At 42.5% G+C, this 25,138-nt stretch carries 20 protein-coding genes; 6 read left to right on the top strand and 14 right to left on the bottom strand.

All coding sequences use genetic code 11. From position 1 onward, the window contains the following. The 14 genes from QZ576_RS17945 to dacB all read right to left on the bottom strand — a co-directional run bounded on the left by QZ576_RS17945 (position 1) and on the right by dacB (position 19,736). Positions 1-4,266: a PKD domain-containing protein gene (locus QZ576_RS17945; RefSeq protein ID WP_297099567.1), complete on the bottom strand. Its 4,266-nt coding sequence runs from the start codon at positions 4,264-4,266 to the stop codon at positions 1-3. 11 nt (positions 4,267-4,277) lie between these two features. After that, the gene (locus QZ576_RS17940; protein WP_297099565.1) at positions 4,278-7,037 is read right to left on the bottom strand and encodes a hypothetical protein; all 2,760 of its coding nucleotides are present in this window, start codon (positions 7,035-7,037) and stop codon (positions 4,278-4,280) included. Next, a complete protein-coding gene (locus QZ576_RS17935) occupies positions 7,025-10,336 on the bottom strand; it encodes a hypothetical protein (protein WP_297099564.1) in 3,312 nt (1,103 codons plus the stop codon). Before QZ576_RS17935 ends, QZ576_RS17940 begins: the two co-directional genes overlap by 13 nt. 11 nt (positions 10,337-10,347) lie before the next feature. After that, entirely contained in the window at positions 10,348-10,758 is a 411-nt protein-coding gene (locus QZ576_RS17930; RefSeq protein ID WP_297099562.1) for a GPW/gp25 family protein, read from the bottom strand. A gap of 1 nt (position 10,759) precedes the next feature. Then, positions 10,760-11,053 carry a PAAR domain-containing protein gene (locus tag QZ576_RS17925; protein ID WP_297099560.1) on the bottom strand — a complete coding sequence of 98 codons (294 nt, stop codon included), beginning with the start codon at positions 11,051-11,053 and terminating at the stop codon, positions 10,760-10,762. Between the two features lies 1 nt (position 11,054). Next, positions 11,055-12,800 carry a type VI secretion system tip protein VgrG gene (gene vgrG / locus QZ576_RS17920; RefSeq protein ID WP_297099559.1) on the bottom strand — a complete coding sequence of 582 codons (1,746 nt, stop codon included), beginning with the start codon at positions 12,798-12,800 and terminating at the stop codon, positions 11,055-11,057. 2 nt (positions 12,801-12,802) lie between these two features. Beyond that, positions 12,803-13,522: a hypothetical protein gene (locus QZ576_RS17915; protein WP_297099557.1), complete on the bottom strand. Its 720-nt coding sequence runs from the start codon at positions 13,520-13,522 to the stop codon at positions 12,803-12,805. A 1-nt stretch (position 13,523) separates the two neighbouring features. After that, positions 13,524-13,688, bottom strand: coding sequence for a DUF5908 family protein (locus QZ576_RS17910; protein WP_297099555.1), 165 nt, complete (start codon positions 13,686-13,688; stop codon positions 13,524-13,526). 2 nt (positions 13,689-13,690) lie between these two features. Beyond that, positions 13,691-14,131, bottom strand: a complete 441-nt coding sequence (locus QZ576_RS17905; protein WP_297099553.1) for a phage tail protein — start codon at positions 14,129-14,131, stop codon at positions 13,691-13,693. Then, positions 14,128-14,574, bottom strand: coding sequence for a phage tail protein (locus tag QZ576_RS17900; RefSeq protein WP_297099552.1), 447 nt, complete (start codon positions 14,572-14,574; stop codon positions 14,128-14,130). Before QZ576_RS17900 ends, QZ576_RS17905 begins: the two co-directional genes overlap by 4 nt. Before the next feature lie 27 nt (positions 14,575-14,601). Then, positions 14,602-16,536, bottom strand: a complete 1,935-nt coding sequence (locus QZ576_RS17895; RefSeq protein WP_297099550.1) for a phage tail sheath C-terminal domain-containing protein — start codon at positions 16,534-16,536, stop codon at positions 14,602-14,604. Between the two features lie 20 nt (positions 16,537-16,556). Continuing rightward, complete coding sequence (locus tag QZ576_RS17890) at positions 16,557-17,432, bottom strand: hypothetical protein (protein ID WP_297099548.1); 876 nt, start codon at positions 17,430-17,432, stop codon at positions 16,557-16,559. Next, a complete protein-coding gene (locus QZ576_RS17885) occupies positions 17,432-18,025 on the bottom strand; it encodes a DUF4255 domain-containing protein (RefSeq protein WP_297099546.1) in 594 nt (197 codons plus the stop codon). The genes QZ576_RS17890 and QZ576_RS17885 overlap by 1 nt, the downstream gene beginning before the upstream one ends. Positions 18,026-18,308: 283 nt before the next feature. After that, positions 18,309-19,736, bottom strand: coding sequence for a D-alanyl-D-alanine carboxypeptidase/D-alanyl-D-alanine-endopeptidase (gene dacB / locus QZ576_RS17880; RefSeq protein ID WP_297099544.1), 1,428 nt, complete (start codon positions 19,734-19,736; stop codon positions 18,309-18,311). 109 nt (positions 19,737-19,845) lie between these two features. On the opposite strand from dacB, the gene crcB reads away from it, so the two are divergent. The 6 genes from crcB (at position 19,846) to eno (ending at position 24,909) form a co-directional block, all read left to right on the top strand. Beyond that, positions 19,846-20,226: a fluoride efflux transporter CrcB gene (gene crcB, locus QZ576_RS17875; RefSeq protein WP_297099543.1), complete on the top strand. Its 381-nt coding sequence runs from the start codon at positions 19,846-19,848 to the stop codon at positions 20,224-20,226. Between the two features lie 106 nt (positions 20,227-20,332). Then, a complete protein-coding gene (locus tag QZ576_RS17870) occupies positions 20,333-20,701 on the top strand; it encodes a DUF190 domain-containing protein (protein WP_297099541.1) in 369 nt (122 codons plus the stop codon). Positions 20,702-21,004: 303 nt separating this feature from the next. Beyond that, complete coding sequence (locus tag QZ576_RS17865) at positions 21,005-21,697, top strand: iron-sulfur cluster assembly scaffold protein (RefSeq protein WP_297099539.1); 693 nt, start codon at positions 21,005-21,007, stop codon at positions 21,695-21,697. 12 nt (positions 21,698-21,709) lie between these two features. Continuing rightward, on the top strand, positions 21,710-22,702 hold the full coding sequence (locus QZ576_RS17860) for a GGGtGRT protein (protein ID WP_297099537.1): 993 nt from the start codon (positions 21,710-21,712) through the stop codon (positions 22,700-22,702). 106 nt (positions 22,703-22,808) lie between these two features. Next, on the top strand, positions 22,809-23,270 hold the full coding sequence (locus tag QZ576_RS17855; RefSeq protein ID WP_297099535.1) for a C-GCAxxG-C-C family protein: 462 nt from the start codon (positions 22,809-22,811) through the stop codon (positions 23,268-23,270). A 340-nt stretch (positions 23,271-23,610) separates the two neighbouring features. Then, entirely contained in the window at positions 23,611-24,909 is a 1,299-nt protein-coding gene (gene eno / locus QZ576_RS17850) for a phosphopyruvate hydratase (protein WP_297099534.1), read from the top strand. Positions 24,910-25,138: the final 229 nt, after the last annotated feature.

The raw sequence follows: 25,138 nt of genomic DNA, 5'->3' as shown, positions 1-25,138 counted from the left end.
TCAGATAAATTTATTCTCGATGATAACTTTCATATGGTCGGCCAGAAGTAGCATATCTACCACCTTTTTTGCGTAAATCTCAACAAACTTTTTCATGGTATCGCTGAAGATGATGCGCATTCCCTGCAGCCTTTTTAGCATATTAAGTATTTGATTGAGTATACTGTCGATGAGATCACCAAATTTTTTGATCACTTCGTTGTCCTGGCAACCCAAGATGTTGTAAAAGAGTCGCAATTGCAATTCGAGCAATGTCAGAGCCTGTTTCTGCAGTTCCGGATTATTTGCCAGCTCCATTACCATGCCCGAAGTATCATTCAACAGTTTAGGGAACATAACCTCCAGTTCGGCATTGGCATCACCTTTTAGGAACTCGTCGACACGGTCGAGAACGCCTTCTTTGAAATCAGCGGTACCACCATAAATACTTAGCGTTTGTTTCAGAATACTTGCCAAAACTCTACTTACATCCGTTTTAATCGTCGACAAAATTTTAGCATCGCTCAATATTGCTGCTTTTGTTTCTTCAACACAAGTATTCACCGGCGCTTCCTCGATATACTTTGTTGTTACCGATGTGCTCATTCGAGATACCGGGCACACATCTGCACCTCCTGCAATCAGGGTAATTTTCCATGTTGAAGGATCATCCGGATTAATCTTGATCGATATCGGCTCAAGGTTCGTGGTTGTACGTGGTGATCCATTTATCGTCCATTCAAAAGTTGAAGCGTTTTTAGATTCGTTGGTAATAACTACCAGATTCTGATTTTCAACCTGTTTTGGCGTACATGCTGCTAAAGGAGCCGCATGAACTGTTACAGACAATCCGGAATCTTCGCCGTTCAGCAAAATGGTGTTTGATCCAATTTTTGCAGCTGCAGGTATAAAACTAAATCCTCCTGCATTATTCGGAATTACGCCATCGCCCGAGATTTCAACTTTAGCTCCTTCAGGCGTCACTTTAAACGGATATTCCTCATTTTTGCTGGCACAGAATGTATCGGCGTCAAGACTTATTTCAGGTTTTATTTCGGCAAAAACAATATCGTGTTCAACGGTTGTTTTGCAAATGCCGTTAGCCGCAGTAGCGGTTAATCGTACTGTCACTTTGTTCTCATCATTCACCGGCAATTTATAAGTATGTGAAGGATTTTGAACGTTAGCGGTCGTGCCATCACCAAACTCCCAGAAAAAGTTTGTGCCTTCCAAGTCTCCGGTAGGAACAAAGCGGTGAGTTGCCTCGGTCGTTGGTTCGGCCGGAACTTCAAAATCAACCTGAATTCCCTGGTAAACCGTCAATACGGCATCAGTTACCTGATTGTCAACCGTAAAATGAATCGCCTGTCCTAACATTTCTTCCGGGAAATTATCCGCTACGATACTTATTTTGCCATCTGCAACACTCACTCCCGAAACTTCAGGATTCATTCCAATTGTTCCGTCTGCAGGCGAAACTTCATAAAGTATCGGATCAGTATCCGTCAGCAGGCAGTACCTGTCGCGCGAAAGACGCAATGTTGCCGGCGGTTTGGAAATGATGTAATTGATCGGAGCACAATCCGAGCAACACATGTAAGGCAATGCAAAATCGGCCACAACAGTATTGTCAGCAATTTGAGTGGTCGGGATCAAGCGGTCGAGCACATTAATTTCTTTTAAACGGGATGTATAATCCTCGTATTTAATCAATTCAGTAGCGCTTTTCAAAACGGTTGATCGCTCCGATAAAGAAAGCTTCTCCAGGTTCATTATTTTATCGGAGATCATCGCCTTCGAAGCCATCAACTCCTCGGCGGCAATTGATGATCTTGAAAGTACAGCGTCGGAAAGTACATTGGTTACATCGCGAGTTGTTTCGCTGTTTTTGTAAACCAGAACGAGAGTTCCGCCCGGCTCAACACCGGCTTTGTGCTCCAGCCCGGGATGTTGTTCAATAAATTTCGAAAGCTGTAAACGCAACAGGATCTGCTCTTTGCGTGCATTTACTTCGTCGAGCAAAACTTCGAGCTTCTTACCCGAGCAACACACCGTTGATAACTGGTTGATCAGCAAACCTGTAAACGACTGTAATCCAACCGATAGTTTCGTAGTTTGGTATCTCGCTTTCAGCTTTTTCACGAGGCTACACAATTGCGTTAACGACAGTTTATAATCGTTTACACGACTTACATCAACCAGGTTAACAGCAACCGGCATTCGCTGAGTCAGCACATAAGTATGCGCCATCAGTTCCACCGATTTATCCACCACAAATTCTTTTAAATCGGGCTCGGCATTCCATTCTTCGGTATCAACCTTGTCAGCTAACTTTTTGCTGGCGTTGGCAATAATATCGTTTACCGATCCGCCTTTGGTCTCTTCAATCGCCTTGATCATTTCAACGCCAATGGTATCTTCTACAGTTGTAATATTCTCTTCAACTGCCTTACCTTTGTCGGCCTCTTCATACAAGGTTTTCGAAGCCGTTCCAATCGTCGATTTGTAATAAACAGGTTGGTACGCTCTGGCGGCTGTATAATTCACATCAAAATTCGTATTGAGCTCCATCGGCCTTTTCAAATCGAGTTCGGCTTCCTTAACATTTGCCCCGGGAATTTTGGTACTGAACGCCGAAAAGAAACCGGCCACTTCGGCAAGAATGCAGTCCTGCTCTTTAGTCCACGCTTTCAGCATCACTTTCAGATCCTCGAATTCACACTCGTAATCATCAATGTCGAGATTATCAGTTCTGAGATTGACTGACAGTGCTTTTACATCGAACGACAGGCCATACTTTTTCTTCTGATCGTCAAGCTCTTCCAGCACATCGCGATAGTCTTTTCCCTGGTGACCTTCGATCCGGTAAAAATCGGAGGTATCCATATTGTAGTTTAGCGGATCCTGAACCTGCGGCGCCGATGCCAGATTTTCAATCCGGTATCCAAGGTTATAATTATATTTAAATAATTTCGTTTTTGAATAACTCCAGGCTTTCAAAAAATTGGTATCCAGCTTATAATAAAATGGAATGCTTCGCTGGCTCAATTCAGGCAATTTATTTGATGGTGTGATCCTGATCTCACCCAACTTGATGTTGTAATTGTTGATCAACTCAAACAATTTCAGCAAAAGACTTCTGGCTTTTTCAATTTCCTTGCAATCGCAGCCCGAGGCCGGCGAAGGATAAAAATCGTGACGAAGATCTTTGGGTTCGCTACTAACTTCCGACAGCAATCCCAACATCAGGTGTTTTGGGAAAGCAGTGATGTCGGGCAGGCAAAGCTTTTTGAGCTGAAGCAGCAAATCTTTTAATTCGTTGTAGGTATCCACCAGATCTTTTAGCAGATCGTAACGGTACTGAATATCGAAAGGCACGCCATACGGACTGAAGGCATAATAACTGTTCAGTTTTGAAAGCGTAGAACTCAGCGAAGTTTTGGAAATACTAACCTGCAACAATTTGCCAAAGTTTTTTACGATCAAACTAATCCCCTGTCCAAGTTGCGAAACCGTATTGTTTTTACTTAAGGTGCTCCCTTTAATCGCATCGTAATAAGCCCGTTTTAATTCTTCGTATTTCGAGGTATTGATTTGATTGAGCACCACTCGTTTCACTGCCGGTTCGGGCAGATTAAAATACTGTTCGAAGCGGTCGTGGTTGGTATAAATTACATCGTTGGAAGCAATAAATTCGGCATCGGCTTTTGAGACCAGCAACACCCGAAGGCGATTAATCTGGGCAATTCCCTGGTTGTCGCAATCAATAGCTGTGCACAGATCTCCTGCATCGGCAAACGACTCGAGATAGAGCAACACTACCATATTATTCAGGTTAGGCAAGTCGCTCAATGACGTTACATCTTCAACCTGTGTATCCGGAGGATAAAGTTCATACAAATCAAGCACTTCGAAGCCCATGTCATCACCACCTGTAAGTCTTCGAAAACGTTCGTACGAAGCAGCATCGTCCTTAAACTTCTTATACATGGAATACGTCAGCGAACCAGTCACAATATTCTTCAATGGCGAATTGTCAACAGCCTTTTGCAGTTGAATCAGATCGCCATCGGTAGTCACTCCAACACCTTGCGAAATGGTAATATTCGCCCCACTCTTACTCACCTTGAATCCGCAAACCAGTCCAACGCCATTCAGGAAAACACGCGTTAAACGGTCCTGGTCGTCGAAGTAAGTTATAAACTCATTCAACTGGGTTTCAGTCAATACCTGGTTATCGACGAAAGTATGATACTTGGTTGTGATTTCTGTTAATTTCGATGCCATCACTTCTGTAATTAAAGGTTTCCAATATTTGTTCGGCCCAGAATCATCCGGCCTTCCAACGAATCTTCTTCATCATCGCAATCGATCAACCGGCCTGCGGGGTAAATCGAATTCAGTTGTTCGAGCGATTCTATTAGCTTTTTCAATTTAGTCTTTACCTGTTTCTGCCCCGATTTTGTTTTCGAAAGCAGAAAATCTTTGTATGCGTTTTCAAACTGAACCATGTCGTTCTTGTCATCATCAACCCAGCCTTTTGGTTCTCCAATCCAGCAGACGCGTGCCAACACATGAGCGGGCAATTCTCTGCGGATCAGGTCTTCCATGAAGTTTCTGAAATCCATGTTTCCAAAGCGATATGTCCAGCCGGGTAAAATCACCGTAACACGATACGAATACGGATCGATGGGTTCGCAGCTTTCGCAATTATCGGTACACACCGACATAAACTCATCTTTTAATCCCTCTTCGGCAGTCACATCGGGGCGCAGCAGAATGTGTTCAACAATGTACATTCCCTCCTCTTTAAAATCTTCGCGCAGGAATTGGATCAAATCCAGGATTGCCTGTTTCAGCTCTTCCTGTGTATCGTAGTAAAGAAATTGCCGTGCAATAATCCGGTCGGTGCTGTCGGGATCGGCATTCAGGTTGATCACATCAAAGGAATACTTGCCGCTCTCTGCTTTTTGTATTTCAAAATTGCCAACTTCGGCTTCATCATTAATGGTTATCGTAAAACCTTCTTCAATGACTTCAGGATCGGTTTCCACCACTTTAACGATCGACTGATACATTTCTTCTCGGGCAGAATGCGGTGCTTTGTAGTTTACGGTTGCCGAAAGCACAGCCTCGCCTTCATCGTTCCTGATCCGCCAGCGATAAACCGTTTTTTCATCGGCATCTTTCAGGTCGTAAATCTCGGCATACGAACCGGACAGATCACTCCGGCTAAAATCTTGAACGCCGCACAAGCGGGCTATTCGCTTTTGAGCTCCTGCTACATTTTTTGTATCCCAAAGTTGAGTAGGTTCCTGGTCGAAATAATTGAACGCACTTCCACGCCAGTTACTGATGCCTTTGTTTACAATTTCTTTTTTTCCACCGTTTTCTTTCACAATCTCGCCGTATTCCGAAAGAAAAGTTTGCTTGGCATTTACCACGGCTTGTCCGGCATAATTCCCGTACAGTTGTTTCATTAAAAATGAATACTGAGTGAAGTTTTCGGCAAAGCGTGCCAGCAAATGATCAAGCAATTGATTTTTGCGAACTATATTATCATCTAGATCGTCCAATAGTTGTTTGGTCAGGAGTTCATCATCTGATTCCGGGTAGCCTTCCACCAGATCTGAAAAACCTTTTATGTCTTTCACTGCCTGCGTAAAATAGGTACTGCTCAAACTGTTGTCTACCGAAAGCACTTCCTTCACCTTATCCAAATGTGCAAAGTAGGTGGCAAATATCTGATCAAAAAACAAAAGGTAAGCTTTTAACTGCTTCGCCTGCGCTTTACGCGCTACCGATGCTCTTGAATTCAATCCCACCTGCCCGATTCCATAGGTCTCCGGAAAATCGTTTTGAATGGTAGTTGTTTCGCCGGTTCCCAAATACTCGTCTTCAGGAACGGGAATATCTTTGTCCAACGCTGAAAGTTCCTGCCGGTCGGTTTCTTCGGCATCCATTTCAGCCATGTATTCTTTTACTTTTCTGCCGTTTACATTTACCGGTAACACGCCCTTGTAGTAACTAAAAGCACTCAGGTGGCAGCGAACGGGTTTCTTTCCCTCATCCACACAAACCAGCCAAACATCCTTTTCTTCCTCGGGATTGTTGCAATCGTTTATCGAAATGTCTTTGATGAGTTTTACCCCGTCAATTTTCATGATCAGCTGAACAAGGTCCGACAAGCGAATTTCTTTTCGCAAACGGGCATTTTCCAATTCTTCGGGATCGATAAAACCATGCTCAAGAATTGGTCCTTCAAAAATCTGGTCGCTTGAATACCCTTTGTCAAACATTTGTTGTAACGAATAAAACCAGAGCTTGGGCGAAAAATAGGCATCGATGGCGCGTAAAACCTGTGCATGAACTTTTTCTTCGTCCACCTCGGGATCGAGTTCAATGCTGGCACACACCTGAATCGGCTGCGTTTCCACCTTTTTTACCTTCACCAGATCTTCGCAAAGGTTACGGTTGGCATGGTAAGTGGTAATTATTTTCTGATCAATTTCCTCAATCTTGGCTTCCTTATCATCCACTTTTTCAAGAACGCGTTCATCATAATCCACAATGATTTTATATAATCCGTTTATAATGAACTGCTTTTGCTCCTGATCATCAAGATCTTCAAAATCTTTTGGATCGTAGCTCAGTAAATCGTGTTTGCAATCCACATGAACTGTCTTTTCAAATTTCTTCAGCCAGCAATTTTTTACGCCATCAATATCGATGAATAACTTCCTGTAATCGGCTTCGGTTACCGGGTTTGAAGGCAAAATCTGTTTGGCGTCAAAAAACTGGTCGTTCAACGATCCCGAACCTGCGGGTGTTAAAATGTTTTCGAGCGGCATAGAAACGCGGGCGCCCAAATCGGTAATGGCATAACTCAGCATTTCGAGTATGGTGATACCGGGATCGTGCTCGTTGTAATCGGTCCAGATATTTCCGGCGAGTTTTTCGATGTATTCCTGTCCTTTTTGGCGCAGGAAAGCATAATCCAGGTCGTCGCCTGTTGCCACCTTTTTAGGAATGGTAATATGTTCGTTTAACTCTGACATGGTTCTGCGGGTTCGATTTTGATGTTTGAACAATTATTTTCGACATCGTAAACTCCGTGCATTTTCGATGATACTAAAATGGCTTCGGGACTGTTCGGGCTCGCAATTTTCACCTCTGTTTCTTTACCGGTTGCTGCATTGGTTTGAAACAGTTTTAAATCGCTTACAAAGTCCACGTATTTCAGTTTTTCGACATAATCGATAACAATGCTTTTGTGCAACGAAAGTCCAAATTGTATAAGTGCTTTGCTGTCGAAAGCCCAGGGTGAAAGCAGGCGCGTCAAGTCTTCTTTTAGTACTGATTTGTAATAAACCTCGTCGTATCCCTCGTGAAATTGTACCTTCAGATCGACACGTACTTCCTCGTATTCCGGATTGATCACTTTCGTACTGATCAATGGAGAGTTTAATTTCCGGATAAAATTCTCAATACGATTCAGTGTTGCCTTGCTCACCCTGGGTTTATAAATGTCGAATACATTTCGGTTAACGATATCGGGAATGACTACCAACACCACATTTCCGGGGGCCAGGTAGCTTGTTTTTCGTTTTTCATTCTCAACTTTTGTTGAGGTATGATTCAGGCACTTTACTTTATGAATTTCAGGAAATTCCTGCAGCACCAGATGCTCGTAATCCCATAAAGTTATGGCCCGGTTTTTATGTCGCAATCGCTCACTAACACGGCGATAAAAAGCTGAATCACTTTCCGTTGGTTGGCCCCCAAAAGAACTGTAAGGTTGCGAAAGCGACTTAATTCTTGGCGGCCTTACTAACATTTTCGAAATGGTACCGGAGGACAATCCGTCGTTCAGATGATCCAGCTTGTTATTATTATTTTCAAATTTGGCTTCTACAGCTTGTGCATGAATTCCAATAACTTTTGAAACCGCGTTGTATTTTTTGTGTATTCTCGCTCTCAGCCACATCATTCTGCCAGGCAGCAAAGTATTGTCGCTGGTGGCTTCTTTTGGAATCTTGAACTTGAAAATGCCCGATTTAAGGAAGTTGTCGGTTTGGTTGGAAATAATGGAAGAACGTTCCAGCCGTTTCCATTCGTTGCTGCACAACATCCACCACTCCACTTTTTGTTTTCCCACAAACGATTCTGCTTCCGGATTTTCGCTGCCTTCAAGCACCTGTATCAACAGCGACACATTTTGTTGTGGCTGTGCATTTTCAAGTCCGATGTAAAGTTCTCCGCCATTACAATAAGTGGGTACTGCATGCTGTATTTTTGCTTCATCTGCGGGCAAAATCTTATTGGCAATCTTTTGCTCAATATCTTCCAAGGCCTGACCAAATGGATGCTCGTGGTAAAGTTTAAAGTCTTTAAATTCGTAAGTGTCTTTTTCCGGTTTTAGTTGCGCTGAAGCATAATAATCCAGCGTTAATTTTTCGATAAACGGTGTGTAAGGTTCGTTGGGAACAATTACGCTTTTATCCTCATTACTCATGGCCAACGCATACAAGCGTGGATACATATCATGCAGAAATGGTGTATTTAATGAAAGTCGAACCGGACCAACATTTTCATTTTCTGCATCGGGATTTGACAAATCAAACGAAAAATAAAAGATTTGCTCCACCGGTTCATCAAACAGCGAAACCTCTTTCAACTCGCTTTGTACGGTCCAAACCTCTTGCTGATTTAGTTCTACAGCTGCAGTAAAGTACGAGTTGTTTTTAACGATAAGCGTTTTGGTCAGAAAATTGAATTGAGATATATTTCCCAATCCAGAAAAATTAAATTGCCCCGAAACTGCGTTCAATTGCACATTTGGAAAGGTTGCGCTATTTGAAGTTTCATCACCTGAATCAGAAGAGGAATCAACTTCCGGAATATCGTAAATACCGGTTATATAATTCTTTCCGGAAAAACGTGCCAATTTATTTTGACGATATGCATAATACCAGTCTTTAAAGTCATCCGGCGTATTTTTCCATTCAATATTAATGTTCAGTTTGTTCCATTTCTTTTTGTACAGTTCGGCATAATCCACATAAAACTTCGATTTTTTTACCGGCTGTGTACCAAACGGATAAAAGGGTTTTGCGGCATTTATTGCACCGATATCGTTGTAAAGATTCAGGTTTTCAACACCAACCGCTGCCACATCGATCGAGAATTCGTTTAGTTGTTTGTCCACCAGATCGCGGTAAAGTTCGTGTCCTGTTTCGTTGCTTGTGTTGATGAGTACCCGGCAAACCGGAAATTCAGTGTCGAAATTCTCGGCGTGTATTTTTTTATCGTAAGCCACAACGGCTTTTTCATCTTTTGGAATCTGGAAAAGAATGCGAATAATACTCAAATCTGTGGCATCGGAGCCCGATGAAAAACTAGTACCGATAGCATCGTTCTTAAAAGTGTCGATGATTTCTGCGGAATCGAGCCAGCCTTTTTCTCCGGTAACCAGAATTTCAAGGTTGGCTTTTAAATCATCAAACGAATACGTTTTTGAAAGTGCCGCTTCGAAATCGAGTGTCAATTGTACGAAGCGCTCTCCTTCCTGCAGTTCAAGAATTTCGCCCGAAACCGCAAAACCAATTGTGGCATCCGGCAATTCAGGGTATTCGCGCAGATCAGGCTCATTCGTTTCAGGAGGAACTTCGTAGTAGGCAAACGGCCACCATTTTACATTTTTATCCGGGAAATCAGCACCGGCGCCATCGTAAGAATTGGCCACATCGGCAGCTTTTATTTTTTGGTATTCATGATCGTTGTAAACGCTTTTTAGTGCCGCCACTTTGGCCTGATTGGCTACCAGGTCTTGCTCTGTTTTATAAATGAGTTTTTTACCGTTTGCGTCTTTCCCTGCATCCAATGCTGTTGCTTCGGATACGATTTCAGCTTCGGCATTTTTGGCCAGCTCAAATAAAACATGAACGGTATCGGGAGTTGCCGCTTGTTTCTCGAGTTTCAGTACCTTTTTGTAATAGAAATCTAGGTGTCGTTTTGTTAAGCGATTAAAGTGTTTCTTCGTGGTATCGAGCAGTTTTATAAAGGAGACGAACAAAGCCAGGTGCGGTGTTATTTCCGAACCGTTTTCGAGCTCCTTAAGAAAACTGGTCAATTCATCTTTTGCGATAAAAAAGTCCTGCCAGTTACCGGCTGGAACCTGGTCGTTTTTGGTATCGAAATAGTTAACATGATCCGCAAAATCCCAGGCAAATTTCATCCACTCTTCCAGCCCAAAATCGTTCAGTTTTACCCATGCCGGATCGAGCGCTTCAATAAACCGCGATTGTTGTTCGGTTCCCTCACGGGGTAGTAATATGTCTTTTCCGCAATTTGCCATTTAAATGTCGTTTATGTTTCGCTGCCTTCGGTTTTATAGAATGGGAATACCATGTTTTTTCGCGAGTTGGTCGACCGGATGGTATAATCGATATTGATCAGCAGTTCGCCTTCCAGTTCATTGATCGGATCGATGGCGATTTTATTCACATCGATTCGTGGTTCATGATACAGGATCGCTCTTTTTATCAAATCGATCACATAGGTTTTCAGCGTCAGATTTAAGGGTTTAAAAAGCAGTTCATCGAGATTGCAGCCGTAACCGGGAACCATAATTCGTTCGCCCAAACGGGTCGACAACAATATCTCCAGACTGCTTTTAATGTCTTCTTCGTTCTCAAGCAGTTTCACGCTTTTTGTCCCCTTTTTGAATTCAGGGGGAAAACTCCATCCGCGTCCTAAAAATGAATTGTATTCCTGCATGTTAACCTCCAATTATTACGGTTGCACTTCCCATTACTATTGATCCGCCGTGAGCAGTAAGATCGCCAACCCGGGCGGCCGGCATTCCTCCGATAAAAACGGTTCCCGATCCCATTGCAATCGTATCGGGCGGCCCGGTACAAGTAGCCATGTCGCCTACGCGCGCTGCGGGCAACCCTTCAATCATAACCGTCGGTTCGCCGGGAGGTAAAATCGGTCCTCCAACATGTGGTGCTCCGTTCGGATTTACCATCGGACAGACGTGCATATCATTTATTCTTGCTGCTGGTGGCATATCAATTTATTTGTACTAATGATCCTGTAACTTTTGTAATGGCCGATGATGCCAGTTCCGAACCGGCGCCTCCTTCGGCTTTAAATTCAGCATTGGCTGTAATGCCAACATTCATCCCTTCAATGTTTACATCGCCCGTTGCTTTTATCGAAATATCTCCGTTGCTTTCGAGTGTTATCCCACTGGAATCGAAAGTGCTCACATTTCCCGATTCATCTTCGATTTTAATGGTTCCGGCATCATCGTCAACCGTTATGATTTTTCCGCCAGGTGTTTCCAGAATGATCGATTTGTTCTCGTCATTGAACAGGAATTTCAGTTCGCTGCGGGTTACAAATCCCTTTTCATTGTTCGGCTCTTCAGGCTCAAGCGGCGATGGCAACGCACTACTGTGCAACATGCCCAAAATCACCGGATCGTTTGGATCGTCATTCAGAAAACCAACGATCACCTCATCATCCAATTCAGGACGGAAAAACGATCCGCGACTGTCGCCGGCATCAAGTGTTGCCACGCGTGCCCAAACACCTTGTTCTTCGTTGTTAATAATTGGCATGCGTACCTGAACCCGGTATTCGCCATTCGGGTCGTCGTGAATTTGCGTGACTTTTGCCACGTGCAATCCACTAACGGCACCAAGCAATCCGGCTGCCGGCATTTCATTGATATCAACCGTCTCGGAGAACCACTTTGGATTGATTCCGAACTGAGTATCAATGGTCCAGTTGCCTTCGGTAATCTGATGACGAACGGCAGAAACATACACTTTACCATTGAAGCGGTCTCCTACTCCTGACAAGACAACTGTAGTATTTGGCTTCACATCAGGAACGCCCTGAAAGCGCACCCGTCCGCGTGTTTTCGACAGCTGATTAAATAATTTTTTGGCATTGGCCCAATCTTGTAAACCGGCATCGGTACTGGCGCTTCCATCGCGTAATTCGAGTTTATCCAACTCAATTACCGAAGCCAGTTCATCGGGTGAAATATTTCCATTGAGCTCAACATCGTCATTATTGGCTTCCTTTTCCACAATTTCCTGGTTCGCCACATCCCAGCCAAAACTGCTTACGTTGGCAAACTGGTTTCGGGCATCCATCTCCGCATCAAAATCAAGAATAGTAGCCCCGTAAACCAGCGTCATTTTTTCTTCCTGCGAATAATCAGGAGCAAGCACCGAAAATTTACCATCATCGATCACACAAACTTTGCCGTTTGCCTGAGCCCGTGTAATGCAAAAATCCCAGTCGCTAACACGATACTGCACCATTTCAGGATAATCAGCGTTAGTGGATTCCACATCGGTTTCCAAACCATGAGCACCAATAATTTCTTCCAGAATATCGCTGTCTTTGCTGTCGTAGAAATATTTGCTTTTGCGGCCGATGCTCATTTTCACGGCTTTGTCTTTGCATTCAATTTCCAGTTGTGCTTTGTCGGACCGAATCTTCAGATTATGCCGAATTACAATCCCTTTGAAAATCGTTTCTTCCTCGGAATGGTAACCGCTTTTTATCTCAATTTCCTTTCCGGGGACAAAGAAACTTTCGTTGCTCAGCACAAAATCCTGGGCCGCAGGATCGCCGTCGAGCAGTACAATTTTTGCCCAGGGAATCCGGTTGATCTCCTTTTGCACCGTAATGCTCAAAACCTGGTTAGTAGAAGACAGTTCTTCCCCTTCTACAAGAATTTTGTAGGTAACCAGATCAGCCGACCGTGCTGTTGGTATGACTCGCGTTTCAGGCATATTTATGAGACTTTTTCTATTGGTGGAAAGAATATTTTCTGTCCTACCTCTAATTTTCTAAAATTGGTGATGCGGTTTGCTTTTGCCACTTCCAGGTAATATTTCGAGTCGCCGTAAATCCGGTGCGTCATCAAAGGCAAAGTATCGCCTTCTTTCACTTCCCGAATGTGAGTAAGATCGGGCGAATTATTGTTTTCGGTAGCTACCCGCAAGGTATCCTCGACAAAACCTTTAAATTTTGCATTGGCCGTTGCGCGTAGTGGCGTACCATCGGCTTTAAACAGTTTAAAGGTGATATCCACTTCGGTTAAAACACCTTTGAACAAAAGCGTTCCCCACGAAATAACCAGGTAATTAGGACGATGCTCGTCGCCATTGTAATCGAAAACCACCCTTTTAAACTGATCGATATCTTCCATGATACCGTTTCCTTCATCTGCCGAAAGTTCGTTGTCATCGGCAGTAGAAGGATCACCGTAATTCACCAAAACTCCTGTCCGGTCGAAAATAAACTCCAGTTCCAGGTCTTCGGGCGGTGTGCGGTTATAGCGCGGCGAAGAAGAACTTGTTCCCGACGCCTGCTGTTCATTCTGCTCCACTTTGTACTTAAAAACATACTTTTCCGGGTTCAGCAAAGTCTGAAATTCGCCGTTAGCCACTTCGTTATTGAACTGTTCGTCGCGGTATGCTTTTATCTGCAGTTTTGTAAGTTCTCCCGTCATATTAGCGTTCTTCTTTTTTCGATAATAAGTCCATCACCTGCTCCACACAAGCTTCAATAATCTTCTCTTTTGAGCTTTCCGACTCACCGCCACCACTGTTTTGTCGCTGTTCCGATTCACCGGAAACATTGATTTTGATGTGTAATTCCTTAATTTCTATCGGCATAATTATATTACGTTGAAATAGTTATAAGTCAATTCCAGTGTTTCGATGGCCAGTTTGCTTTCTTCGGCATTAAAATCGCTCATGCTCCATTTTACCGGGTAAGCATGAACGACATTCCAGCTCATCAGCGGCTCATGTTTTTCATTCAGCAGTTTTACGATCAGATTGGTGGGTTTAAAGCTAAAATTTTCAACTGCATCACGGCACCATTTTATCACCTCCGAATCCACGAGTAGTCCGCGTTTCAGAACCAGGTTAGGATACTTGGTCCGAACGGGAACTTTGTGTTTAAAGCGGTTCTCTCCCCCTTCGGCAATTTCTTCGGTATCCACGTCAACAGTCAGTCCTGCAACCGACTGAAAACGCTGATCGCCGCTACTGGATGAGATATTCGGAAACTCAACACTGAAATGAAATCCTATGGGTGGATGGAATTCGCTCATTCTATCATGGTGAGTTTTTCATGTACGAACTCGGCGGTCTCGATTGCAATTTCGTTGCCATCGGCTTTAAAATCAGTCGCCTGAATTTTGGTGATGTAGGCATTTATCGCCTTCCAGCTTACCACCGGCTCGTGACTTTCGTTCAACAAACTGATCACCAGGTCGCCTCGGTATTTCTCTTCACCTTCCTGGAAATAAACCGTTTTCACCCATTTCTCGTAATACTCGCGTCCTTTGTCGGCAAAGGTTCCGCGTTTCAAAGTAATGTTGCTGTATTTCGACAAACCGGGTTGTTTGCTTTTGTGGTATTCGGCATCGGCACCAGCGCGGTATTCGATCACTTCGCGTTCGAAATCGAGGCCTGAAACTTCGGTGCAGTTAAAATCTGTGTCGCCAAAGCTCACTTTAAAATGAAACTTTGGTAATGGATATGTAGTTGCCATAATTTATTCTTTTAAAGTGTTATTGATTTAAACCTCCTGCATTTTGTGAGAGAATCGCAGAACGATGAATTCTGCCGGACGAACGGCTGCCATTCCGATCTCGATGATCATATAACCGTCGAGAATATCCTGTGCGGTCATGGTTTCTCCCAAACCTACTTTTACAAAGAAGGCTTTATCAGGTGTTGATCCTGCCAATGCACCGGCTTTCCACAGGTTCACCAGGTAATTGTCGATCATGGCTTTTACCTTCACCCAGGTGTTGGCATCGTTAGGTTCGAAAACGAAGATTCCGGTAGCTTTTTTAACCGACTCCTCTACCATGTTAAAGAAACGACGTACCGGAACGTAACGCCACTCGTTATCGTTTCCGGCCAAAGTTCGCGCGCCCCAAATAAGGGTGCCTTTTCCGGTAAATGCCCGAATAGCATTAACCGATTTTCCGGCTTCTGTATCGATATTAAGACTTTCCTGGTCTTCGCTGGTAATATTAACAGCAGGTCCTTTTACTGCAGTAATGGAAACATTTGCCGGAGCTTTCCAAACGCCACGGTTAGAATCGACCGCGGCATAAACTCCTACCACTGCTCCACTTGGCGGAAGAACCACACCTTGTTTATTTATTGCTGCGATGATTCCGCTGTAAACCGGATCGATCTGCTTCAGCGTGTCGGTCCTGACTTTGCGAGTAGCTGCAAGTTCCGAGTAGAATCCATCAATTAATGCATTTAATTTGTCGTAAAGTGCGGTGAAAAATGGAGCAGCCTTCGAAGCCGTGCTGGTATCAGAATAAATATCGTTTGCTGAAGTTGTTGGTGCAGCAAAAGTGTAATCAGAGAAATTAGTATCGAAATCTGCCAACGTTAAAATCGGACTGTCCCAAGGAGGACCGGCCGGAACACTTCCGTTTGCCGCATCGCTAAAATAAACGTAATCGTACAATACTTTCAGCAACTTATGAAACGGTGCATCTTCTGCAATTGTCTTGGCATGCAAACTGGCAGCCGATTTTGGATCGGCAGTATCACCGTCAGTAAAAGTCAAGATATAAAATGCTTCAAAAGCGTCATAAATAACACCAGCCTGAGTAACGAGTTGCGGCCGGGAGGTAATTGGCCCTAAAGCGGCAGGTGTGGCTTTTGCTGCAATATCATTATCCAGGTGTCCGATGATCGTAACCAAGTCGCTGTTGAAAAGCGAAGTTACAGGACTCACCGGTGAACCGCCTTTTGTGAACGTACCCGCAACAATTGCATCGTAATCAATTTTAAAAGGCAATGTGGTTTTTAGCCACGGATAATATGTTGCGCCGTATTTCAGGTAATTCATACCCACGTTGTTTCTGAACTTGGCCACAGGATCGTCGGTTGGAGTAGCTTCATTGTTACCGTTTACAATATCGAGCACCGAAAAGCGGTCCTGTAATTTATTGCATTGTGCCAACATGGCGGCATGTACCTCACCGGCGCTGGCTTCTGCCAGGTGAACCGATTCAGGAATAACCAATAATGTGGGCAGGTCTTCTTTCTCAAGCGTTGCAAGTCCATCTAATAATGCATCTTTTGTTGATGAAAGATTGGCATTGGAAAACGGATCATCATCATAGCTTCCCACGGAAACGATGTAGCAATCGCCGCCACCGTTAGCGAAGAACATTCGCAATGAATCGTAAATTAAGAATTCGCCGTTTACCACAACCGATTTCACTGAATTATCGGGTTTCAATGCTACTTCAATGGTAGTTGGATCGGGAGCACCTCCAAAAAAGAACTCGTACTCTTTTAACGAGCCTATTTTTATGGGTTTAATAATACTTTCGGCGTGAAAGTCGACGCCATCAACCACAGCCTCTTCGGTGTAGCCAATAAAGGCGGGAATCGCGGTTTCTACCTGAGCAACCGAGGGCGGAAAAATGGATATTTCCTCCACGTAAACGCCGGGTGTTTTGTAAGTTGTTGCCATAACTGTTTTGATTTAATGTGTTACATGTATATTTCTGAGTATATTTTGTTATCAGCCGCATTGGGCTTTATTAGTTTCGCATCGGGATTAGGTAACTCCTGGTCTCCTAATTTTATGCTTATAAAGCCTCGTGCGGTTAGCGGATGTTCGGTTTTCGTTACCAACTGAAGGGCGTTTCCGTTTTCTTTTTTAACATCGTCGCTGTTATGCGTTTGCTGGTTGCTGTTAAAAAAGTAGCGCCAGGTTGTTTTACGGTTAGCAAATACAATATTGAATTCGCGTGCTTCGTTTCGCAAGGTCCCGTTTGGTTTAATTACATGATACGAACCGTTTTCGCCCATCATTCCAATTCTAATAATACCAATCAGTTTGTTTTGTTCTTCAGGCAAAAGCTGTTGCAGTTCATTTTTGATACTGTCCGAGTTTAAGCGGTAAGTATCGTCGATTTCAGCATTGCTATTCGATTTTTTAATCAAAGGAAATCCCGGATCTTCAGTAGATAAACGATTGTTGGAAAAGAAAAACAATTGACCAGCATTTACCAACCCGACTTGTGTAAAGTGATTGAATGTGCTGTTAAAAGTTTTCAGCAAAAAAGTGAAGTGCAGAGAGTCGCTTAATGGAATAAAGGGACTGTTAGAATCGATCTCTGATACTTTTGTCCATACCATAAAACCCCGGTCGGTGTTTTTGAGGATTAATTTATGACCTTGAAGTTTTTGGTTAGTTGTTGCTGAAGGAACGATAGAAAAGAGGTCGGAGAGAGGATAGCCGGCCAACTGTTTTTCTTTTTCAACATCAGACATACTGAAATAATCGTTAGTTCCTTTATTCAGGAAGTATTTGTGCAAAATATTTACAGCGAATAAAGGCTTATATGTGGTTGAAAAGCTCATTAATTTATATCCTTAAGGGTTCCTTTAATTTTTGTTATAAGTTCTGTGTTTGCTTGTTTCTTGCGTCGATCTACCTGTAGCAGTTGCACTTTGTAAATTACCGAGGGTAACTGTCGTCCGCCGTGGGTTCCCCAAATGTGATTCCACACTTCGAAACCCGGCGTATAAAGATCAACAACGAACTTAAAATCATCGAGTTCCTGCATCGACAAATTCGAGCGGTTGTACACGGTGTTTTGTGCTGTAAAAACTTTTTTCCCCTGGAAATATTCAAGTGTTTTTGTAATGCTGATCAGCGAATTGGAATAACTATCACAATTGGCGCTAACCATAAAAAAGAGGTTAATATTTACGGCCGGATTAAAATATTCGGCTTTATTATTAACCACCCGACTTGTTGGCTGATTTTTTAATGTTGATTCTTCCTGAACGCTCAACAATGAGATAATCACCTTTCCGTCAAGGTTTTTGGCTTTATCGGTTCCGGAATCCAGCAGTGCCAGATTTTCCAAAACAACAATTTTGCCCAATCCGGCATCGTCCAGATAGTTATCCAGTTGTTCTTTGAGAATTTGAAGAGCTTCGTAAATCATAATCACCTTTTCAGTTTCTACTACTTACAGTAAAACATAGATTTTTGCGTCCTTAAAAAAGGAAATCCTATAAATGAAAAGGGCTGTGGTTATTATCTTCTGTATTTGATGAAGCTTTTAGGAACTTCAATCGTTTAATGGTGAATACAAGTTACGACAATAAGATACATAAGTCAACACTTAAATTAAATCTAAATAAGACCATACTTATAAGCAATTACTAGACAACCAGTTACAACATGTCTGTAATTTTCAAGGGACTATTATTAAGAAAGGATTGTGGCTAATAATTTTGTTTTAGCTGGATAAAAAGTTGCTCAATTTCTTTAATCAATGCACTGTGCGAACCGCCAAAATCGTTAAACATAAACGAGAATACCAGCTTGTTTCCTTTATCGGTTGAAAGATAACCCGAGTAACAACGTACACGTGTCATTGAGCCGCTTTTTGCCTGCAATGTTTTTCCCGGTAGTTTTTGGGAATCGAAACGTTTAAAAGTCCCTTTCCCGGCAACTGGTAACGACTCAACAAAAGCATCGTTCGAAGCCATTCGTGTTAAAAAGCGGGTAAAGAATGCCGGAGAAACAGCATTAAAATGCGAAAGGCCGCTACCATCTTCCATAAAGATGTTTTCCATGCCTAATCCCTGCTCTTCCCAATATTCTTTCACCAAATCAATCGCGTCATTTCGGTTTCCTAATCCATTTTTCTCTACGGCAATTTGTTTCAGAAAATGCTCGGCAAACAGGTTTACACTTTCATGGTTTAGCACTTCTGCAATTTCCGCCAGAGTTGGTGATTCCTGCATATAGATCAACTTTGTTTTTTTGCTCACACTTTTCTCAAAACGTGAATCCCCGTCTACAAATACACCCTCGGCTGAAAGACTTTGCAAAAACGCACTCGCCAATACTTCTTCTGGATCAGGAATTGATGCTTTAATAGTAAAAGCACTGCGATTACGAGGAATAGTGCCCCTAATTACCCGGTGCTTGTCAAATGGACCGCCAAAAACATAGGCATTGTCGCTATTGTTATCTGCCGAAAGCACTTCGTTATCAATTTGCAATCCGTCAATTTTGGGATAGGTTTGAATCACTTTTGTAAGCTTACCTTCCTTTTTTGGCGACGAAAATGTTATTCGGTACATATTATCGAAAACCGTAAAAGCACTGGGTCCGGCGCCGTAATAATTACCAATATCGCCCCACACCCAGCTGTCGGGAATACGTTCCGTATCGTATATTCCGTCATCAAGAATTAAATCGCCTTTTACTTTTGTTATACCCGAGGCTTTTACCTGCCTGGCCCAGTTTTTCAAAAACTCAAAATAATGATCTTGAAAATATTCCGATCCCAAAGCCGGATCGGCTCCGCCAATCAATACCAAATCGCCATCTAAAACGCCATTTTTATCGATTTTTCCGGTGTACGAAATTTGTGTTTTAAAGCGGTACTCAGCACCCAGAATTTCCAAAGCGGTTCCTGAAGTGATCATCTTCATGGTTGAAGCCGGAACCAATAATTTATTGGGATCTAAGCTAAAAACAGTTTCGCCGGAATTCAGGTCGATCACATTCATGCCAACCGACGCATTTTTGTAATTGTCCTGCTGAAGCAGCTTTTCTACTGACGATTTAAAACTGTTTTGAGCAAGGATTTGCCCACTAAAAATCAAAAGAAAAAGTAGAGAGAAATAACGTACCTGCATTTTTTATTATTTTTGAAAGCCTAAAAATAACAGATTGTTTGGCTTGGCTGTACAAATCGAAATTAATTTGTATGACAAATTCAATCAATTAATATCAAAAAACAATAAAATGCTGCGAACAATATTAATAGTTGGTTCCGGAGGTTTTTTAGGAAGTGTTTTGCGCTACCTGGTTCAGATTTTCGTTGAGAAAGGTATGAGCACCACTTTTCCGTGGGGAACATTTGTAGCCAACATGGCCGGAAGTTTTATTATTGGTATGGTGTTCGCGCTGGCGCAAAAAGGCAACCTGTTGAATGCCGAATGGCGTATGTTTTTGGCTGTAGGCTTTTGCGGCGGTTTTACCACTTTTTCATCGTTTGCGTACAACAACCTCACCATGTTAAAAGAACAGGCTTACGGACAGTTTGTGTTGAACGTTGGCGGAAGTTTGTTTTTTGGTTTGCTTGCTGTTTACCTCGGAATGATTCTCGTTCGCCTTATTTGGTAACATTATCCGACCAATTTTTCCTGTATAGTTTCAAGCCATTAGTTGAAACCAATTCCCGCATTTTTCTGTAAAACCCTGTAGTGTAAAACCTAAAATTAACAGCGCTATGAAGACAACAGAAAAAACAGGAATTCTGAAGATTTACATCGGAGAATCGGATAAAATAAATGGTCGGGTGTTATTCGAAGAAATTGTATTTGAAGCACGAAACGCCGGTCTGGCAGGTGCCACTGTTTATAAGGGAGTAATGTCGTTTGGTGCCAGCCACAGCATACACACCATGAAAATCTTTGCCTTGTCGAGTGATTTGCCGGTTACCATTGAAATTATCGATAACATCGACAAGCTCGATCAATTTATCGAAAAGCTCAACCAGATATTAGACAATAGCCAACGGGGAGGATTGGTAACCTTTCAGGAGCTGGATGTTGTTCGTTACGAAAAAGGCTTAAAATACCGCGAAGAATATCATTGATAATCAACACGCTCCCCCATCCTCATTTTACACTTCAGCAGAAGCAGATTAGTTCAATTTAGTCTCGCATGTTAACTCCATGAAACCCAAACAACAATAAGCAATTCAAGACCTTTTAATCCTTTATATTCAACACTTTAACTAAACGTTAATAAACAAAATATTGTATCCTCTAAACATTTTCCGAGGGCACTGTAGAACAATTATTTGATATTTTCACGCCGCAGTTAATGACAGACCTAAAAGCTCGAAATAACGAGCCTATTTAGCTGTTTCAGCAAAAAACCGAAAATATATATTAATATGAGTTTTACACACGAAGTTGAAGGTATGGTTTGCGTTGCTAAGGGAGCAAATCATGGCCCGGCTCCAATTCCACAGGAAGGAAGTTGGACTAAAGCCAAAGAAGTTACAGACATTTCGGGTTTAACCCACGGTGTTGGTTGGTGTGCGCCACAGCAAGGTGCATGTAAATTAACATTGAATGTTAAAGAAGGAATTATTGAAGAAGCGTTGATTGAAACTATCGGTTGTACCGGTATGACTCACTCGGCTGCAATGGCTTCAGAGATCCTTCCCGGAAAAACAATCCTTGAAGCATTAAATACCGACCTTGTTTGTGATGCTATTAACACTGCAATGCGCGAGTTGTTCCTGCAGATCGTATACGGTCGTTCACAAACTGCTTTCTCTGAAGGTGGTCTTCCAATTGGTGCAGGTCTTGAAGACTTAGGTAAAGGTTTGCGTGGTGTTACCGGTACATTATACGGAACATCGGCAAAAGGACCTCGTTACCTTGAAGTAGCTGAAGGTTATGTATCGAAAATCGGTTTAGATGCTGATAACGAAATTATCGGTTACGAGTTTGTTCAGCTTGGAAGAATGATGGACATGATTAAGTCGGGCAAAGATGCTAACGAAGCATTGAAAGAAGCTACCGGAACTTACGGACGTTTCGCCGATGCAGTAAAAACCATTGACCCACGTAAAGAATAGGAGGAAAGAATTATGCCATTATTTGAAAGTTACGATAGAAGGATTAAACAGATTGAAGCTGTTTTAAATTCATACGGAATTGCTTCGGTAGAAGAAGCAAAACAAATTTGCGACGACAAAGGTGTTGACGTATACAACGTTGTTAAAGACACTCAGCCTATCGCGTTCGAAAACGCTATGTGGGCTTACATTGTAGGTGCTGCAATTGCCATTAAAAAAGGTCAGACTGAAGCTTCTGAAATTGCTGCAACTTTAGGTGAAGGTTTACAGGCTTTCTGTATTCCGGGATCGGTTGCTGACGACAGAAAAGTAGGTTTAGGTCACGGTAACCTGGCTGCAATGTTGTTACGCGAGGAGACAAAATGTTTCGCTCTTTTGGCAGGTCACGAATCATTCGCTGCTGCTGAAGGTGCAATTAAAATTGCCAATTTCGCAAACCGCGTTCGCAAAGAGCCTTTACGTGTAATCCTTAACGGATTAGGAAAAGACGCTGCAAAAATTATCTCACGTATCAACGGTTTTACTTACGTTCAAACTAAATTCGACTACGCTACTGGCGAGGTTGTTGAAGTTAGCCGTAAGAAATACTCTGAAGGTACTCGTGGCGAAGTTAACTGCTACGGTGCTGATGATGTACGCGAAGGTGTTGCAATTCTTCATAAAGAAGGTGTTGATGTATCGATTACCGGTAACTCAACTAACCCAACTCGTTTCCAGCACCCTGTTGCGGGTACGTACAAAAAAGAATGTTTAGAGCAAGGTAAAAAATACTTCTCAGTTGCTTCTGGTGGTGGTACTGGTCGTACACTTCACCCAGACAACATGGCTGCCGGACCTGCTTCATACGGTATGACTGACACTATGGGACGTATGCACTCTGACGCTCAGTTCGCAGGTTCTTCTTCAGTTCCTGCTCACGTTGAGATGATGGGATTGATCGGAATGGGTAACAACCCGATGGTTGGTGCTTCTGTTGCTGTTGCAGTAGCAGTTTCACAAGCATAATTCAGATAGCATTCGCAACATTTGTTGTGAAAAAGATATACTTTAGGCACAAAGTTTAGGAGAAATCTATAGCTTTGTGCCTTTCTTTTTTTAATCATATGTGCAAATGACAACAAGTACTACAAAAGAATTTATCATTGAAGAAGCACTAAAACATTTCGATGAAGGTTATGCCTGCTCGCAATCGGTATTGCTAGCATTTGCCGATCATTTTAAATTAGACAAAACCATGGCCAAGCGTATTTCAGCGACATTTGGTGGTGGAATGGGACGTTTGCGCGAAACCTGTGGAGCTGTAACCGGAGGTTTTATGGTAATGGGACTGGCATTCGGTAACGAGAAACCGAAAGACATGGACACCAAACTGAACAGCTACAAAAAAGTTCGAGAATTAAGCAAACTGGTTGAGGATATTCACGGAACAACAAATTGCCGACAGCTACTAATTAAACATGCTACCGAAGCTGAGGTTAAAGACCGCAAACACCACAAAATTATTTGCCGAAAAGTTGTAGGAGATGCTACTGCCCTTGTTTATGATATTCTGAAAGAAAATAACGAAATATAGCCAGGCTCTTCTCCTTCCACTTTCATGTCATACTGAACTTGATTCAGCATCTTGTTTCTCCTAAAAACAGTCCATCATCATAAGACCCTGAACTAAATTCAGGGTAACGTTCAGACTCCTCCTACCAAAGACATTCATATAGATTTTAATACTATAAAATCCTTGCCCGTTGAACACATTATATTGTAAACCATAGTAATGACCTTAAATTCACATAAAAAAGGAGTAAACTATTCGTTAATCTTCGTAATTTCGTGAAACAATTTAAGCGTCACGACGTTTACTTTGCAGTAATTGCACTAGCAATCTAGAAAAGTTAAATAAATAAAAACTACTTACAATGTTAATTAGCGACGTAAAAGCAAGAGAGATTATCGATTCTCGTGGTAACCCAACTGTTGAAGTTGATGTAACACTCGAAAGTGGTGCTTTTGGCCGTGCGGCCGTTCCGTCAGGAGCGTCAACCGGTGAAAACGAAGCACTTGAATTACGTGATGGCGACAAAAGCCGTTACTTAGGAAAAGGCTGTTTAAAAGCAGTAGCAAACGTTAACGACGTTATTGCAAAAGAAATTATTGGTATGGACGCTACCGATCAGGTGGCTGTTGATAGCAAATTATTGGAACTCGACGGTACTAAAACAAAATCTAACTTAGGTGCAAACGCTATGTTAGGTGTTTCGTTGGCTGTTGCAAAAGCAGCTGCCGAGTACTCTGAGCTTCCATTATACAAATACATTGGCGGAACAAACGCAAAAACATTGCCTGTTCCGATGATGAACATTATTAACGGTGGTTCACACTCTGATGCAACTATCGCGTTCCAGGAATTTATGATCCGCCCTATCGGTGCTCCTACTTTCCGCGAAGGTTTGCGTATGGGTGCTGAGGTTTTCCACGCATTGAAAAAAGTATTGGCTGCTAAAAACCTGTCAACTGCAGTTGGCGACGAAGGTGGTTTCGCTCCAGCTTTAGGTGGTACAGAAGAAGCAATCGAATCAATTCTTACTGCCATTAAAGATGCAGGTTACAAAGCTGGTCGTGCAGAAGATGGTGGCGATGTTTCTATCGCGATGGACTGTGCTTCATCTGAGTTCTACAAAGATGGTGTTTACGATTACAGCATTTTCGAGCCAAACGGAGTAAAACGCAGTTCGGAAGAGCAAGCTGCTTACCTGGCTGAATTGATTGCTAAATATCCTATCGATTCAATTGAAGACGGTATGGACGAAGGCGACTGGGACGGATGGGTAAAACTAAACGCTGCCATTGGCGACAAATGTCAGTTGGTTGGCGACGACCTTTTCGTAACTAACGTTGAGTACCTGAAAAAAGGTATCGAGTTGGGTGCTGCTAACTCAATACTTATTAAAGTGAACCAAATTGGTACTTTAACTGAAACGTTAGACGCAATTGAAATGGCACACCGTGCCGGTTACACTTCAGTAACTTCTCACCGCTCGGGTGAAACTGAAGACTCAACCATTGCCGACATTGCAGTGGCTACCAACTCTGGTCAGATTAAAACAGGTTCTATGAGCCGCTCAGACCGTATGGCAAAATACAACCAGCTGCTTCGTATTGAAGAAGAACTGGGTGCAAGCGCCATCTACGGATACAAAAAAATCTATAAGAAGTAGGGATCTGCGGTTTGTAACCGCATAAAATCCGGAGGTTAAAAACCTCCGATCCCAAAAGATATGAAACCGTCTTTCGTTTGAAAGACGGTTTTTTTATTCCTTTTAATAATACCCTCAATCATTTTTCAAACAATCCATTTTGCACCGTCCTTTACCTTAGATTTACACCTATAGTTTCAAATATAGCAAAGATGTAATTTTGAAATAAACAAAACATATTAAAAAGAAA

It is taken from the genome of uncultured Draconibacterium sp. (assembly GCF_913060805.1).
Classification (GTDB): domain Bacteria; phylum Bacteroidota; class Bacteroidia; order Bacteroidales; family Prolixibacteraceae; genus Draconibacterium.
The sequence above is the reverse complement of the archived record's forward strand: the minus strand, read 5'-3'. Positions and strand labels throughout refer to the sequence as shown.